The sequence below is a fragment of the Xanthomonas sacchari genome (assembly GCF_040529065.1).
Lineage (GTDB): Bacteria > Pseudomonadota > Gammaproteobacteria > Xanthomonadales > Xanthomonadaceae > Xanthomonas_A > Xanthomonas_A sacchari.
On record NZ_CP132343.1, the window covers coordinates 2,140,781 to 2,155,184 of the forward strand.

Here is a 14,404-nt window from a genome sequence, read left to right on the forward strand (position 1 = left end):
CACGCCTTGCGGCAGCGAGCGCATCGCCGGCCACCGATGACCGGCGATGCGCAGACGCAGCAGTGCCACCCAGTGCTGCTGCACCTCGCGCGCCAGCGGTGGCGACGCCGTGCGGACGTGCGCGATCGCGCAGACGACACCCGCATACCTGCGCCGAGTCAGGGCGCGGGGGAGACCGCGTGGAATCCAGCATGTCCGCAGGCGGCGTCGTAGGCATAGTCGCCCGCGGCGAGCAGGTGGCGGCCGCTGTTGATGTGCCCCGGCGGCGTCTTCAGCGGTCCGCGCCACTGCACGCTGTCCGGGGTCGCCGCCTTGCCGTCGCCGACCGCGAAGCCGTAGCCGAACACCGGCCGTCCCTTGGCGTCGACGACATCGAGTCGCAGTTGGGTGGCATCCGGCACCACGCGCGTGGCATGGCCGGCCAGTTGCACGGTCTGTTGCAGGCTGGCCGGCGTAGCGGGCGGCACCACCGGATTGAGCATCATGTAGGACACGCCGGTGTCGGGCAGCAGTTTGCCGCAGACGCGGTAGTCGCTGCCGCTGTCGGGGAAGCTGGCGCAGGCGGTGGGCGCCTGCCAGTCGCTGGGCGCGGTGGCGGTAGCCGCACCGCGCTGCAGCGGCACCAGGGCGAAACCGGTCAATGCCCGCTTGCTGACGCCCAGGGTGATGCTCTTGGCGCCGACGATGTAGCCGGGGCTCATGCGCTGCGCGCGCATCTGCGCCAGGTTGAGAAACGGATTGCGCGCGGCGTCGACGCCGCGGTCGTAGCCCACGCCCATCATGCCGAAGCCCGGCGCAATGGTGCTGCAGTCGCGCAGCACCTGCGTGGTGCTGCTCAACGCGGGGCTGCCGTTGTAGCCGGCGCAGGTGGCGGGTACCTGCGCCAGCGGCTTGGGTGGTTGGGCGATGCTGGCGACATCGCAGGTGCACTGCGCCGCCAGCACGGTGATGCGGTCCACCCGCGCCGCGGCGCGCTTGCCGTCCGCGGAAACGCCGAGCCGCATCGGTACGTCCACGTACTTGCCGGGGTGATACTTGCCGTCGCTCGAGTAGAAGATGTAGCCGGGCGTGCTGGACGCGTCCCAGGCGCTGCGCAGCGCGTCGCTCAGCGGCACCACCACGCCGGTGGAACCGGTATCGACTTCCAGCACCTGGCTGCCGTTGCTGCGGCCATCGGCATCGCTGCCGAGCTGCACGCGCACCTGATAGGCGAATTTGGGCGTGGCCTTGGAGACCAGCGGCAGGTCCACGGTCTGCGACTGCAGCGTGCAGGTCTGCGCGGTGGCGGTGGCGCTCGCGGCCAGGCACAGCGCAGTGCTGCTCCAGCGTGTCCATCGGTTCATGGCGATGCCTCGGTTGGGTGTGGCGCCATGCTAGAGCGGCGCAGGACGCCGATCGTGCGCGATGGCGCGCGATGCCGCGCTTGTCTACTGCCACCGGCATGGCGCTGTGGTGGGCATTCCAGTCGTCGTGGGGCGGCACGCACGTGTCGTAGTGTCCGCAGTGCGCTCTTCGCAAACGCTGAGCACGCGCAGCGCAGGGTTGCCAAGCCGGGGAGCTTGGTACACAATGCAGTCCGTTGTGCGTCGGGCTGATTCAAAAACATCTTTTGAATCAACGTGTTGGACGAAAGCCGTAAGGCATTGTCCGATTCCCGCGCCAGGGCCCCGGCAGCGGGGCTTTGTTTTTGTCGGGCGCCATGGGCGTTGCGGCAAGACGTCAGTCCACCGGCCTGGTGGCAGAGTGGTTATGCAGCGGACTGCAAATCCGCGTACGCCGGTTCAATTCCGACCCAGGCCTCCAGTTCGATGCAACGTAAAAGGGCCGCTTTCTGCGGCCCTTTTGCGTTGCGTCATGCGTGCATCGTTTCGTCGTCGCATCGATCCGCGTGCTTCGCCAAAACGAGCGAACGTCCTCAGACCGCGCATGCGCGCGGGAGCGACCGGCGCGAAGCGCGTGCGTGACGGCGCCTCCTGCCGTCGCGCACGCTTAGCCTCACCAGCGATACGTCGCCGTGGCCGTCACCCGACGCTGTTCGCCGTAGTAACAGTTGTCGTAGGCGTCGCAGTTGCTGAGGTAGGTCCTGTCGGCGAGATTGCGCACGTTCAGGGCGAAGTTCCAGCGATCGCGGTCGTAGCCGAGCAGTGCGTCGAACAGGGTGAATGCCGGCACCTCGGCGCGCGCGGCGTCCAGGTCACCGCGATTGGCGCCGGTGTAGCGCGCGCCCAGGCCGACGCGGATGCCGCTGTCGAAGCGGTAGTCGCCCCACAGCGCGGCGGCATGGCGCGAGACCGCTGACAGTGGCTTGCCCAGTTCACCTGGATTGCTGCTGGCGGTGACATGCACCGTCGGTGTGTAGCTGTAGGAGCCGATCAGTTGCAAACGCGGCAGCGGGTGCAGCGTCGCCTCCAGTTCCAGGCCGCGGACCAGGGTCTCGCCGGTCTGGCGCGGGACGTAGTCCGGATCGTAGGTCAGGTAGTTGCGCCGGCGCAGGTTGAACACGGCGGCGCTGTACGACTGGGTGCCGCCGTCGGGCTGGAAACGCAGGCCGGCTTCGTACTGGCGCCCGCTTTCCGGGCGGAACGCGCGGCCGCTCAGTGGGTCGCGCGTGGCGGTCGGCACGAACGATTCGCTGTAGCTCAGGTACGGCGCCCAGCCGTTCGCGGCCACGTAGGTGAGGCCGGCGCGCTTGCTGGCCTTGCGTTCGACGATGTCGCTGTGGCTGCCGTCCAGGCGGCTGTCGAGCCGGCTGTCGGCGCGGTCGTAGCGGGCGCCGAGGGTGAGCAGCCAGCGCTCGCGCCAGCGCACCTGGTCCTGCACGTACAGGCCGGTCTGGCTCACCGTGGCGATGCCGTCGTACCAGGGGGCAGGCAACTGGACCGGATCGCCGTAGACCGGATGGCGGATGTCCAGCGGCGTGGTGGTGCCGCCGCTGTGGGTGACCTGGTCGATGCGCGTGCGCTGGTAGTCCAGGCCGAACAGCAGTGTGTGCTGCACGGCGCCGGCGTGCAGGCGCAGCTCGAGCTGGTTGTCCAGGTTCAGCGCGTGCACCGTTTCCCTGCTGTCCGAGGCGGTGCGGCGCAGTCGGGCGAAGTTGGCCGGGTCCAGCGGATCGGCGGGATCGTCGATGACGAAACCGCGTCCTTGCACGCTGCGGTAGTCCACCTTCAGGCGGCCGTAGCGGGCGTTCTGGCGCAGGCGCAGCACGTCGTTGACGCGGTGTTCGAACAGCGCGGCGAACATCGCCGTGTCCAGGTCGAAACGGTTGTAGGTGGGGTCGCTTTCGAACAGGCGGCTGGGGAGATAGGTGCCGATCGCGGTCGGCACCAGCGATCCCACCGCCGGCCGCATGCGCAGGTACACGCCGGCGCGGGTGCGGCCGAGCTGCGAGAGCACGGTGAGGCGGGTGGCCGCGCTCGGCGCCCAGGTCAGCGCCGGGGCCAGGAAGCGGCGGTCGTCGCGCATGCCGCCGGCGGGCAGCTCGGCCTCGCGCGCCAGGGCGGTGAGGCGGTACAGCACGGTGCCGTCCTCGCTGAGCGGCCCGGACAGGTCGCCAGCGAGCTGCCGGCGTTGGTGATCGCCGAGCTGCACTTGCAGTTCGTGCAGCGGCTCGGCGGTCGGCCGCTTGCTGATCGCGTTGACCAGCCCGCCTGGGCCGCTCTGTCCGTACAGCACCGAGGCCGGGCCGCGCAGCACCTCGATGCGCTCGGCGCCGTAGCGTTCGATCGGCCAGATGCCCCAGTTGCCGTTATTGCGCAGCGGCATGCCGTCCAGGTAAAAGCCGGGCGCATAGGCGTCGAAGCCGCGCAGCGAGATCCAGTCGTAGCGCGAGTCGGTGCCGTAGCGGGTGGGGATCACCCCGGGCGTATAGCTCAGCGCGTCCTTGAGCGTCTGCGCGCCCTGGGCCTGCATGCGCGCATCGTCGATCACCGACAGCGACTGCGGCGTTTCCAGCAGGCTGGTGTCGGTCTTGGTGGCGGTGCTGCTGCGCGTGCCGGGATCGCTGCGCTCGCTGACGCGCACGGCGGGCAGGGTGGTGGCGTCTTGCGCATGCGCGGCGTGCGGGCCGGCCGTGACAAGGACCGCGATGGCGGCGGCCAGCGGTGCGACGCGGCGGGTGCGGCGCGCGAACGCCGGGCGGTAGAACAGGGGCGACATCAGGCGGCTCCTTCGTTGCGATGCCTGTGCGCGACGAACGGGTCGCACAGGCGGAGGGAAGGGCTGCCTGGGCGCGGGCCTGGGTGGCGAGGGAATGATGGGTCCGCCGCCGTTGCGGCGGCGGACGCTACGTGTGCTGGGCGTTGCGCGAGCGGGCGCTTACCAGCGGATGCCTTCGAACGGGTTCCAACTGGTGCTCCCCTTCACCCTGTCCAGATAGTAGGCGTAGTTGGCGGTCATGCCGACCAGGATCGAGTAGGCGATGCCGAAGGCCCGGCTGGCCGCGTCCGGCAGGAAGGTCAGCACGATGCCGCAGCACAGCGAGATGGCGAGCAGCATCAGCGCCTTGCGCCACAGCCCGAGCACGAACAGGTAGATGAAGCCGAAGAAGAAGGCGAACCAGTTCATGTTGAGGCGCAGCTTCTCCTTGAACGGCAGCGCCTTCATCGCCTCCTTGAAGCTGGCCGACTTGGGTTCGCCGTAGGTGTCGTAGAAAGTGAAGCGGAACTGCCATTTCGGGCTGTACTGGCTGTAGTCGTGGGTCGTGCTGTGCATCGGGGTTCTCTTCTTCGGGTGGTTGGGGTGGGGGAATGCGGGAGCGTCGACGCGCGCGACCGCGCCGGTCGGGCGTGGTGGTGGCGCGTTGACCTTTGGCGATGGCGTGGGCACCGTAGGCGCGCTCCGCCGAGCTGGCTCGCCGTGTTTGCGGGGAGCGCCGGGAGTGGAAGGCCAGGAGGGACGCCCTGGCCGGTCTTGATGCCGCAGTCGACCAGGAGCACGCGATGGTTCTGAAGGACATTTCCGCTACGGCACGCCGCGCGCTGCCGCTGCTCGTCGCCACGCTGTTCGCGGTGCCGGCCGCAGCCAGGCAGACGCTGCAGTGTCCCGAGCGCCTGCGCGTGGCCGAAGCGCCGTTGCAGAGTCCCGACCTGCCGGCCGACGCCCGCGTCGCATTCGCCGCCGCGCCGTCGCTGCGGCTGTTCTCCAGTGGCGTCTATTCCGGGCCACCGCGCGAAATGGCGGCGCTGGTGCCGAGCAACGAGGAAACGCGCCGCCCGGGTGATGCGGGCGTGTCGATCTGGCGCTTCGATGCGCCCGACCCGCACGGTATTTACCTGGTGTGCGGCTATGGACCCGATGGCCTGGTGCAGGTGTCGCGGCGCGTCGGCGACGTCGCGCGTTGCGAGGCGAGGCCGCTGCGTGCCAGCGGCACCGGGCCGGCCGCCGGCACCCTGTTCGTGTGCGAGTGAGGCCGCGCGATGGCAGGCGCGCGCAAGGCCGTGGCGATCACCGCGCAGGTGCTGTCCTGGAGCGGCTATGCGTTGGGCATGCTGCTGCTGTACGCCGTGTCCGGTAGCCCGTACGCGTGGGTGGACGGTCCCGATCCGCAGTTGTCCTCCGCCAATTTCCAGCACAGCGGCAACGGGCGGCTGGTCGGCCTGTGCGTGCTGGCCGCGCTGCTGCTGTTGCAGGGCGTGCACGCGCTGCTGAGCCGCAGCCGCAGCACGCGCCTGTGCTGCCTGGCTGCGATGGTGATCGCCTGCCTGGCCTGGGACTGCTGGAACTGAGCGCCGTCTCCAGACCGCGTGCATGCGGGACTGACGCAGGCACGCGAACGCCACGCGGCGCATGCCGCGAGCGGTGACGTCCTTGTCGCGCGTGGTGCGGTGCTGCATCGGGAGAACGGTCGTCCAGGACGGCAGAGCGGCCGGCGCCGCGTGCGCCGACGCGATTCCAGTCCGAAAGGGAAACTCCTGGAGAAGAGACGAGCGAGGGAGGGCGATCCCTACCTGGGGAGTCGGGAGTCGGGATTCGTGATTGGTCAGGGCGGTGTAGCGCGGGCCTGACGGTTTCGTCGGTGATGGCACGCGGCCGCTGTCATGCGCTCGTCCGACTTGGCGCGTGGCTCAGCCCTGTGGCGTCCGATTTGCGCTATCGCGCGACTTGCGCCGCACGCGCCGACGCACCAGCCAGGCCGCCGCGGCCAGCAGCGCCAGCCCGGCCGCGCCCAGGCCGACGCGATGCGTGTGCACGAACTGGCGCACGGCCTGACCGCGCTCGATCCACAGGCGCCGCCGCGCGCCTTCGAAATCCGGAGTCTCGCAAGCGCCCACGCCGAACACATAGGCCTTGCCGGGCACCGGGTTGAGGGCGCCGTGCGCGACATAGCGCTGGTAGGAGCGGCGCGCCTGCGCCGGGTCGAGGGTGATCAACCAGTCGGTGGCCTGGCACAGCACCGCGGCGTAGGCCTGGCTGCGTGTGGGCAGGTCGTCGGCGGCGCGATCGGCCAGGGCGGCGGCGATCCAGCGGTAGTGATAGCGGCGGTAGGGCCGGGCGGCGGTGGCGGTCCAGCGCTGCGCTTCGGCGGCGGCGATCAGGCCGCCCGGGCGCAGCTGCGCATGCGAGGCCGCTTCGGCGTAGTTGCCGGCGTAGACCCGGTTGTCTGGCCCCAGCTCATAGCCCAGCAGTTCCATGCCCTGGCGGCGCGCGATCAATGCGGCCCGGTAATGGCCCTCGGCGCGGCCGATGCCGGTCCAGGCCGATGCGCCCTGCCGCCGCGCATCGCGGTAACGGCGTGCCGCCTCGCGCAGTCCGGCCTGGGCGAAGTAGGGCAGCGCAGCGTCGTAGCGGCCGTCGCGCATCAGCCGGCGCGCCAGCAGTTCGCGCAGTTTCAGCGCCGGTGTGCGCTCCCAGTACTCCGCTGCCGCCTCCGCGGCGGGCGGCGGCGCAGCGGGGACGTGGCGATCCACGTAGTCCTGCAGTTCCTGCACGGTGAGTACGCGCTCGGCGACCGCGGCGGCGTCTTCCCAGTAGAGGTCGCCGCTGCGGTACAGCTGTGCGAACGCGTCAACGTAGCTGCCGCGTTGCAGGGCCAGGATCGCCGCTTCGCCCTCGATGCGGCACTGCGGTTTGACCGTCTCGTTGCTCCAGTCGCCGTTGCGGCGGGTGCCCCAGTCTTCGTTCGGCGGGAAGCGCCGGGATGCCTGCGCATAGGCCTGGGCGGCGCGCGCGGCGTCGCCGGCGCGCAGCGCCATCTTCGCGCGCAGCCACCAGGCCAGGCCGCTGTCGCCGGCATGCGCGAGCAGGCGCGCGGTGGCGGGGTAATCGCCCTGGCGATAGGCCAACGCCGCCAGCCGGTCGGCGTCTTCCACCGGTTCGCGCTGCGCCTGTTCGAGCAGGCGCAGGAAGCGCGCCGAGGACAGGGTGCTGCCGGTCTCGGGGTCGAACGCGGTGGTGTCGCTGAGCAGTTTGGCGATCAGCAGCCGTCGCACCGCCTGTTGCTGCAGCAGCGGCGCCAGTTCGGCATCGCTGCGGCGGGCGAGGTCGGCGGCCACCTGCTTGAGCGAACTCATGCCGGTGTCAGAGCCCTGCGCCGCCTGCACCGCGTACAGGCCGATCGCGCCGTTCCAGTCGCCGCTGGCGAGCAGCAGGCGTGCCTCCTCGCCGAGGCTGGCGATGCCCAGCTCCAGCGGATCGTCGAACCCGGCCAGGCGCAGCGCACGGGTCTGCTGGAAGGCTTGCCGCGCCTGCTGTCGGTACGCCTGCCGCTGCGCCGGCGCATCGCCGGCCAACGCGCCGTCGGCGGCCAGCGCCAGGCTGCGCCCCAGCGAGTAGGCGGCCCAGGTGCTGCGCGTGCGGCGCTGCGCTTCGGGCAGGGCCAGCACCTGGCGGAAATAGTCCGCCGCCTGCGGATAATGCCCCTGCGCGAATGCGACCGCGCCGGCGGTGTACAGGCGCAGTTCCGGCGGCAGGTCGGCCCCTTCGCGCTCGACGCGCCGCGCGTCGTCCAGCGCGCGGAGGTGTTCGATCCGGGCGAACCGCGCAGCGCCCAGTTGCGTGCGTTCGACGGCATCGCGCTGCTGCGGGAACTGCGCGCCGGCGTCCCAGTAGCGCGGCAGGGTCGCTGCGCTGGCGCGGCCGAGGCCGTCGATCGGCGCGCCCAGGCGTTGCACCTCGCGGACGAAGCTGCCTTCCGGCAACTGCGCCAGCGCGCCGGCGCGGTCGTCGAGCAGACGGTAGGGAAACTCCGGGCCGCAGGCGCGGGCGCGGCCCAGCGGCAGCAGGATCAGCGCGACGGCGAGCGCGGCGGCGCGCCGGGAATCACGGCAGGACATCGATGGCACCTGTGTGCAGGTTGCGGCAGCGGACCCAGCCAAGTGCGCGGCGTTCGCCGGCGGCCAGGGGCGAGGAAGCGGTGGTGCGGTCGAAGCGGAGCCCCTGCTCCGGCAGGTGCAGCCGGTAATCGCCCAGGGCGTCGCCGGCCTCGCAGGTGCTGCCGTGCAGGACCACGCGCCGCGGCAGCGCAGCCGCGGCGGTGCCGTGGTTGGCCAGGATCAGGTCGTAGACCGGGCCGCTGCCGCTGGCGTGTACCTGCACCGCCGCCTGCAAGGGACGCCCGTGCACCACCGCCTGCAGCGTCGCCAGCGACCAGGCGCGGCGATCGCCCGGCAGCGGCAGGCGGAACCAGACGATGCCGGTCAGGTGCGGCGGGCGGTGCGCGTGCAGCGCCTCGACGAAGACGGCCAGTTGCTGTGGCGACACGCGCAATTCGTGGCGCGTGCCGCGTGCCGACAGCGGCGCTTCGCTTTCGATCAGCGGCGTGGCGTCGGTATCGGCATCGGCGTTGTCGACCAGGGCCACACCGTAGGCCGGCAGGGCCAGCCAGAACGGCTTGGCGCTACGCTGGGCGTAGCGGTCGGCCCAGCGCCGCGCCTGTACCGGATCGAACAGGCCGGCCGCGGGCGCGTCCACCGCATGCACCTGCAGCACCGAACTGTCGACCGTGCGCAACAGCGGCGCCAGCGCCGTGCTGTCCAGCCAGGCGGGCAGGGCGGTGATGCTCAGCGCCAGGTCGGCCGGCAGCGCGCCGCGCAGTTGACGCAGCAGCACGGCGTAGGCGGGCAGGCGCGCGGTGGCGCAATCGTGGTCGATCTCCACGCCGCGCAGCGCCACGCCAGCCGCGCGCCAGCGGCGCACCAACTGCAGGACCTCGGTGTCGATCCGCGCCGCGTCCAGTGCCGGCAATTGGCCGTCCAGCCGCACCACCGCGATCACCGGGCGGCCATCGGCGGCGAGCTGCCGCAGATCCACCGCGGCGCGGCCCCAGCCGGCGCGCGGATGCGCCTGCAGCGCCAGTACGCGCAGCGCCGCGAAGTCCGCGCGGGTCTGCGCCAGCGCCACTGCATGCGCGGCGCTCCACTGCCGTTGCCAGACGTAGACCTGCTGTTCCAGCGGTGCCGGTGCCGACGCCGCGCAGCCGACCAGCAGCAGGCTCAGCCCGAGGAGCGCATGGCGCAGTGACACGGCGGCCGGGTCAGGACACGCGCGGCCACTGCCCCGGCGGGCGGGCAGTGTGCGAAGCGTGGCTCATGCGCCGGCGATCACGAGAACAGCCCGAACAGCCGCTTCTTCGGCTTGGCCGCCAGTTGCCGGGCCAGCTCGTAGCTCTCGCGCACGTCCGCGCGCTCGTGCAGCGCCAGCGAGCGCTCGAAGGCGGCGACCGACGCAGGATAGGCGCCCAGATTCATGTGGCAATTGGCTTCCATCATGTACAGCTGCGCCGCCGAGCCGGGGTCCGCCTGCAACAGGTCGTCGTCGAGCAGGGCGCGCGCCGCGTCGCAGGCCGGCAATGCGCTGCGATAGTCCTTGAGCACGTAATGGCAGTTGGCCTGGTAGTAGTGCGTGTAGAAGTCGTCCGTGCCGTCGCGCTGCACGGCGAGGAAGTCCTGCAATGCGGCCTTGGCGTCCGGCAGATAGTACAGCAGCAGGTAACCGCGCCCGTGCCGCGCGCGCTTGAGCGCCTGCGCGTCCTGCTGCTGCGTGGCCTGGGCGATCAAGGCGCCGTAGGCGTCGACCGCGGCCGGGTACGCGCGGGCCTCGCCGAGCGCGCTGGCATGCACGAACAGCGTGTCCAGGTCGTGCGGATTCGCTTGCGCGGCCGCCTGCGACAGGTCGGTGTCGACCTGCTGCGGCTGCAGCCGGCCCAGCGCCCGCGCCGCGGTCAGGCGGTGGTGCGCCTGCACCAGCGCGTACAGGCGCAGCAGGTCCGGATCGGCCTGCGCGTCGTCGGGCAGCGTCTCGAACGCCTCCTGCGCCGCATCGGCGATTTCCAGCACGTCGGCATGGCGGCCGACGCGGTTGAGATGGCTGCACGCCGCCTGCGCGCAATCCAGGAACAGCGGGGTGTCCAGGTCGTAGTCCAGCATCAGGGTCAGCGCCAGCTCCGCCGCCTCGGCGTGCATGCCCTGGTAGCGATAGGCCGTGCGCAGGTTCTGGTACAGGAACTGGAACTGGCTGTGGCGCAGGCCTTCCTCGAGGATGGCCTGCGCCTGCGCGTACAGCCCGCGGTCCAGGTACAGCAGGCCGAGGTTGTTGCAGCACATCGCGAAGCTGTGTGTGTCGGTGTTGCAGGTCGCTGCATCGCCCAACTCCAGCGCCTGCCGGAACAGCGTGGTGCCGTGCTCGTAGAGTGCGAACTGCACAGCGTCGACGTAGCCCGCGTCGGCCGGATCCATCCCCGCGTGCTTCCATTTGCCGATGGACACGCCGGCGCCGTAGTAGTGGCAGGCATGACGGTCGCGAAAATCCAGCTGCAGCAGCTGTGGTGATTGCCCGGCCGGCAGCGCTTCCATCTCGAACAGACGCACCTGCAGATCCACCTGTGGCTGCAGCGCATGCGCCGTGCGGTAGGCGCCGATCGCGGCGGCGGGTTCGTCCAGCCAGTAGTGCGCGCTGCCGAGCAGGCGATGCGCCTCGGCGTCGTGCGGGGCCAGGCCGATCGCGCGCTCGGCCCAGGCGGCGACGGTGCGCAAGGCCTGCGCGCGGTCGCTGCTGAAGTGTTCGCTGCGGTCCAGGTAGACCAGGCACTTCAGCCGCCACGGCGCCGCCTCGCCGGGCGCGGCCTGGATCCGTGCATCGCAGCGCTGCATCAGCAGATCGAGGTCGGCCGCCTGCAGATGGTTGAGCACGGTGGTGCCGGACCACAGCGTGTACAGGCCCTCGAGGTCGTCCTGGTGGAGGGCGGCCATGCCGCGTTGGATCAGGGTCTGCATGCAGCGGATGCTCCGGAACAGGGCGGTGCGGGAACCGGCAGCAGTGCGCGGCAGCGTCTCCCGCGGGGGACGTTGCGGTAGATAGACGAGCCAGTCGCGGCTTTCCCTACCTTGCCGCCTCGCGCGACTAGGGCGCCGCCGCCCCGAAGCGCCGGGTGTACTGCACGAACAGCTGGCGGCCGACGGTGTCGAACCAGGACATGTCGTAGAACGGGTACACCGTGGCGCTGCGATCGCGCGGTGGCATCGCATCCAGCAGGTTGGTCGCGGCCAGCGAGAGCGTGCTGCGCGCATCGAGCCGGCATTCCACGGTGGCGTTGACGCGGTAGCTGGCGCCGATCCAGGCCGATCGCCCGCTGCCGGCATCGTAGCGGCCAAAGGCCGATTCCCAACTGGGCAGGCGCCCCAGCCGTTGCGCATGCAGGGTCGCCGACCAGGCCTGGCGCGACCAGCGCAGGCTGGCGTTGGCCTTGGTACGCGGCATGTCGACCCCGCTGTTCGCCGCGAACGCGTCCTGCATCGGCTCGCCGGCGTAGAGCTGGGTGCGGTACTGGCGGACCCAGGTGTAGGCCAGCGACACGTCGAACGTCCCGACGCGCGTCTCGCGTTGCCCGTGCAGCAGCGCATCGATGCCGCTGGTGGTGGTGCGCGCCAGGTTCATCGGCGCCAGCGCGACGGCGTAGAGCCGGCCGTCGGCACTGCGGACCACGCGGGCGATGCTCTGCTGGCAGGCGGGCGAGGCGAGCGGGCGGCGGCCCAGGCGGCAGTCGGCTTCGTCGCGCAGCGCGCGGTCGGCGGACAGATCCTGCACCTGGTCGCGCAGATCGATGGCGAAGTAATCCAGGCTCAGGTCCAGCCCCTGCAGCGGCGACCACACCAGCCCGGCCGTCCACGAACGGCTGGTCTCCGGCTTCAGGTCCAGGTTGCCGCGGCGCCGGCGCAGCAGCGGTTCGCTGTCGAAGCGGCAATCGGCCGCGGCCACGGCGGCGTCTTCGCGGGCGCAACGGACATAGTCCGTGCCCACGCTTTCGTCGATGCCCTCGCCGGCGTACAGGTAGTGCAGGTCGGGCGCGCGGAACGCCAGGCCCTGCGAGGCACGCAGCAGCAGGTGGTCGCTCGGTCGCCACTCCAGGCCACTGCTCCAGGTGAAACGGCCGATCTGGCGGCCGGAATAGGCATAGCGGTCGTAGCGCACCGCGCTGTCCACGGTCAGCGGCTCCAGCAGCGGCAGGCGCAGTTCCGCGGCCAGCGCTCCGCGCCGACGCTGGCCGGCGCCGTCGGCGTCGCGCCAGCTGTAGTAGTAGGACTGGGTCGCCAGCGGGTCGGGGTGCAGGGCGTAGGCCTGCGCGCCGACCTCGGCGGTCAGGGCGAGGCCGGCGTCGCCGCCGCGCAGGCCGAACAGTGCCGGTTGGCGCAGGGTCAGCGTGGCCGCATCGACCCGCGTTTGCGGTCGGTAGGTGGTGCGTGCGGCGATCGCGGCGTACTCGGCCGGCGTCAGCGCGGTGTACAGCCGTGCGGGGTCGGCGTCGAACATCGGATAGCCCGAACCCGGGTCCACGCCGACCTGCTCGCCGAGGAACAGGGCATTGGCACGCGCGGCGACGATCTGCGGCCAGGTGGTGCGCAGGCGCGCCTGGGAGTGGCTCAGCACCGCCTCGTAGGCCCAATCGCCGCTGCCGAGCGCGCCCTCGACGCCGGTGGCCACGCTGAGCCGCTGCTGCCGGTTGTGGACCATGCCCACGTCCAGCCCGCCCATTTCCTCCGGGGCGAACTGCCGGCTCCAGTACTCCACCTGGGCGGTGCGGCGGTTGTAGAAATAGCCTTCCTCGTTGCCGTCCGGGCGCATGTAGGCCCAGGTCTGAACGCCGCGCATCAGCGCGATGTCCTGCAGGCCCACCTGCACGTCGGCGAACCACTCGGCACGCGTGCCCAGCGCGCGGTGCAGCGTGGCATAGGCATCGACGCTGCGCCGGCGGTGCAGCACGGTGCCGTAGCCGATGGCGCGACGGCTCCCGCAGTAGTAGCCGGGCAGGCCGCCGCCACCTTCGCCGTCGCGCGCGCTGTAGCGGGTGTCGTGATCGTTGAGCGACGCCAGCCGCGCACAGGTCGCCGCGCCCGGATCGAGATACACGTCGTTGGCATCGGTGCGCAGGAACGCGCGCCGCGGCGCCGCCGCGCGTGCGGTGGGGGCGTCGCTACTGGAATCCTGGCGGGCACGCTGATACGCCCATAGCGGCTGTTGCAGATTCGCCTCGACGCTGACCAGGCCGGACAGCGTCTCTCCAGAGAAACCGTGGGTGAGACTGGCCTGCAGCGTGCGTGCGTCGCCGCGGCTGCTCTGGCCGACGCGGGCGTCCACGGTGGTGCCGTCGGCGTCGCGCTTGAGCAGGATGTTGATCACCCCGGCGATCGCGTCGGAGCCGTAGATCGCCGAGGCGCTGCCGCTCAGCACCTCGATGCGCTCGACCATGGCCAGCGGGATGCTCGCCACGTCGACGAAGTTGCTGCGCCCGTTGAACGGCAATGGGAAGTCGGCCACGCGGCGGCCGTTGATCAGCACCAGGGTGTGGTTCGGACCCAGCCCGCGCAGGCTCACCTGTTCGGCGCCCGGCGTGTAGTCGGCGCCGCTGGCCGATTGCTGGCTCTGGGTCTCGCCGCCGTTCTGGGTCAGCGCGCGCAGCACATCCGGCAGGCGCTGGAAGCCGTTGGCGCGGATCTGCCCGGCGTCGATCGCCGTCACCGGCGCCGGCCCCTCCAGTTGCGCGCGCGGGAGGCGCGAGCCGGTCACCTGCAGCGTGGCAAGTTGCGCCGTCGCCGCGGCAGCGGGTGGCACAGGCGCCGGTGCGGCGACCGCGGCCATGCGCCGCAGCACCAGATCGCTGCCCTCGCGTCGGGCCTGCAGGCCGGTGCCCTGCAGCAGCGCGTCCAGTGCCTGCAGCGGATCGGCGATGTCGTGCACGCCGCGGGTGGACAGGTCGCGGACCAGGTCGGGCCGATACAGCAGTTGCAGGCCCGCCTGCCGCGCCAGCGCGTTCAGTGCCGGCGCCAACGGCCCGGCCGGGATGTCGAAGCCGCCTGGCTGCGCGATCGCCGCGGCGGCTGCCGTGGCGAGCAGCGCGCCCCACGTCAGTCTCCGCTGGATCGAGCGATGCGACATCTCCATCTCCTGGTGGTGCGACGGAACGAGGCGGGCG

The 14,404-nt window shown here is 71.3% G+C and carries 9 protein-coding genes and 1 tRNA gene; 3 read left to right on the forward strand and 7 right to left on the reverse strand.

Going from position 1 to position 14,404, the window contains the following annotated elements:
• Nucleotides 1-158: 158 nt before the first annotated feature.
• Nucleotides 159-1,343, reverse strand: coding sequence for a hypothetical protein (locus RAB71_RS09005; protein WP_010342631.1), 1,185 nt, complete (start codon nucleotides 1,341-1,343; stop codon nucleotides 159-161).
• A 386-nt stretch (nucleotides 1,344-1,729) separates the two neighbouring features.
• Here RAB71_RS09005 and RAB71_RS09010 point away from each other — a divergent pair.
• A tRNA-Cys gene (locus RAB71_RS09010) sits at nucleotides 1,730-1,803 on the forward strand.
• Between the two features lie 192 nt (nucleotides 1,804-1,995).
• Here the strand turns inward: RAB71_RS09010 and RAB71_RS09015 are convergent.
• The gene (locus RAB71_RS09015; RefSeq protein WP_010342630.1) at nucleotides 1,996-4,158 is read right to left on the reverse strand and encodes a TonB-dependent siderophore receptor; all 2,163 of its coding nucleotides are present in this window, start codon (nucleotides 4,156-4,158) and stop codon (nucleotides 1,996-1,998) included.
• 159 nt (nucleotides 4,159-4,317) lie between these two features.
• The gene (locus RAB71_RS09020) at nucleotides 4,318-4,713 is read right to left on the reverse strand and encodes a DUF2628 domain-containing protein (protein ID WP_010342629.1); all 396 of its coding nucleotides are present in this window, start codon (nucleotides 4,711-4,713) and stop codon (nucleotides 4,318-4,320) included.
• 227 nt (nucleotides 4,714-4,940) lie between these two features.
• On the opposite strand from RAB71_RS09020, the gene RAB71_RS09025 reads away from it, so the two are divergent.
• Nucleotides 4,941-5,408 (forward strand): STY0301 family protein, encoded by a 468-nt coding sequence (locus RAB71_RS09025; RefSeq protein ID WP_010342628.1) that lies wholly within the window; start codon nucleotides 4,941-4,943, stop codon nucleotides 5,406-5,408.
• Between the two features lie 9 nt (nucleotides 5,409-5,417).
• Nucleotides 5,418-5,726 carry a hypothetical protein gene (locus tag RAB71_RS09030; protein ID WP_010342627.1) on the forward strand — a complete coding sequence of 103 codons (309 nt, stop codon included), beginning with the start codon at nucleotides 5,418-5,420 and terminating at the stop codon, nucleotides 5,724-5,726.
• Nucleotides 5,727-6,065: 339 nt separating this feature from the next.
• Here the strand turns inward: RAB71_RS09030 and RAB71_RS09035 are convergent, their stop codons facing one another.
• The 4 genes from RAB71_RS09035 to RAB71_RS09050 all read right to left on the reverse strand — a co-directional run bounded on the left by RAB71_RS09035 (nucleotide 6,066) and on the right by RAB71_RS09050 (nucleotide 14,367).
• Nucleotides 6,066-8,273, reverse strand: a complete 2,208-nt coding sequence (locus tag RAB71_RS09035) for a hypothetical protein (protein WP_052470998.1) — start codon at nucleotides 8,271-8,273, stop codon at nucleotides 6,066-6,068.
• A complete protein-coding gene (locus tag RAB71_RS09040; protein ID WP_010342624.1) occupies nucleotides 8,260-9,462 on the reverse strand; it encodes a DUF3142 domain-containing protein in 1,203 nt (400 codons plus the stop codon). Before RAB71_RS09040 ends, RAB71_RS09035 begins: the two co-directional genes overlap by 14 nt.
• Before the next feature lie 77 nt (nucleotides 9,463-9,539).
• Nucleotides 9,540-11,210 carry a hypothetical protein gene (locus RAB71_RS09045; RefSeq protein ID WP_010342622.1) on the reverse strand — a complete coding sequence of 557 codons (1,671 nt, stop codon included), beginning with the start codon at nucleotides 11,208-11,210 and terminating at the stop codon, nucleotides 9,540-9,542.
• 127 nt (nucleotides 11,211-11,337) lie between these two features.
• Complete coding sequence (locus RAB71_RS09050) at nucleotides 11,338-14,367, reverse strand: TonB-dependent receptor (RefSeq protein ID WP_010342621.1); 3,030 nt, start codon at nucleotides 14,365-14,367, stop codon at nucleotides 11,338-11,340.
• Nucleotides 14,368-14,404 lie beyond the last annotated feature (37 nt).

What these genes read in the sequence shown, in the direction of transcription:
- RAB71_RS09020 (WP_010342629.1), bottom strand. Translation starts at nt 4,713, where the DNA reads ATGCACAGCACGACCCACGACTACAGCCAGTACAGCCCGAAATGGCAG.
- RAB71_RS09005 (WP_010342631.1), bottom strand. Translation starts at nt 1,343, where the DNA reads ATGAACCGATGGACACGCTGGAGCAGCACTGCGCTGTGCCTGGCCGCG.
- RAB71_RS09045 (WP_010342622.1), bottom strand. Translation starts at nt 11,210, where the DNA reads ATGCAGACCCTGATCCAACGCGGCATGGCCGCCCTCCACCAGGACGAC.
- RAB71_RS09015 (WP_010342630.1), bottom strand. Translation starts at nt 4,158, where the DNA reads ATGTCGCCCCTGTTCTACCGCCCGGCGTTCGCGCGCCGCACCCGCCGC.
- RAB71_RS09025 (WP_010342628.1), top strand. Translation starts at nt 4,941, where the DNA reads ATGGTTCTGAAGGACATTTCCGCTACGGCACGCCGCGCGCTGCCGCTG.
- RAB71_RS09030 (WP_010342627.1), top strand. Translation starts at nt 5,418, where the DNA reads ATGGCAGGCGCGCGCAAGGCCGTGGCGATCACCGCGCAGGTGCTGTCC.
- RAB71_RS09035 (WP_052470998.1), bottom strand. Translation starts at nt 8,273, where the DNA reads ATGTCCTGCCGTGATTCCCGGCGCGCCGCCGCGCTCGCCGTCGCGCTG.
- RAB71_RS09050 (WP_010342621.1), bottom strand. Translation starts at nt 14,367, where the DNA reads ATGTCGCATCGCTCGATCCAGCGGAGACTGACGTGGGGCGCGCTGCTC.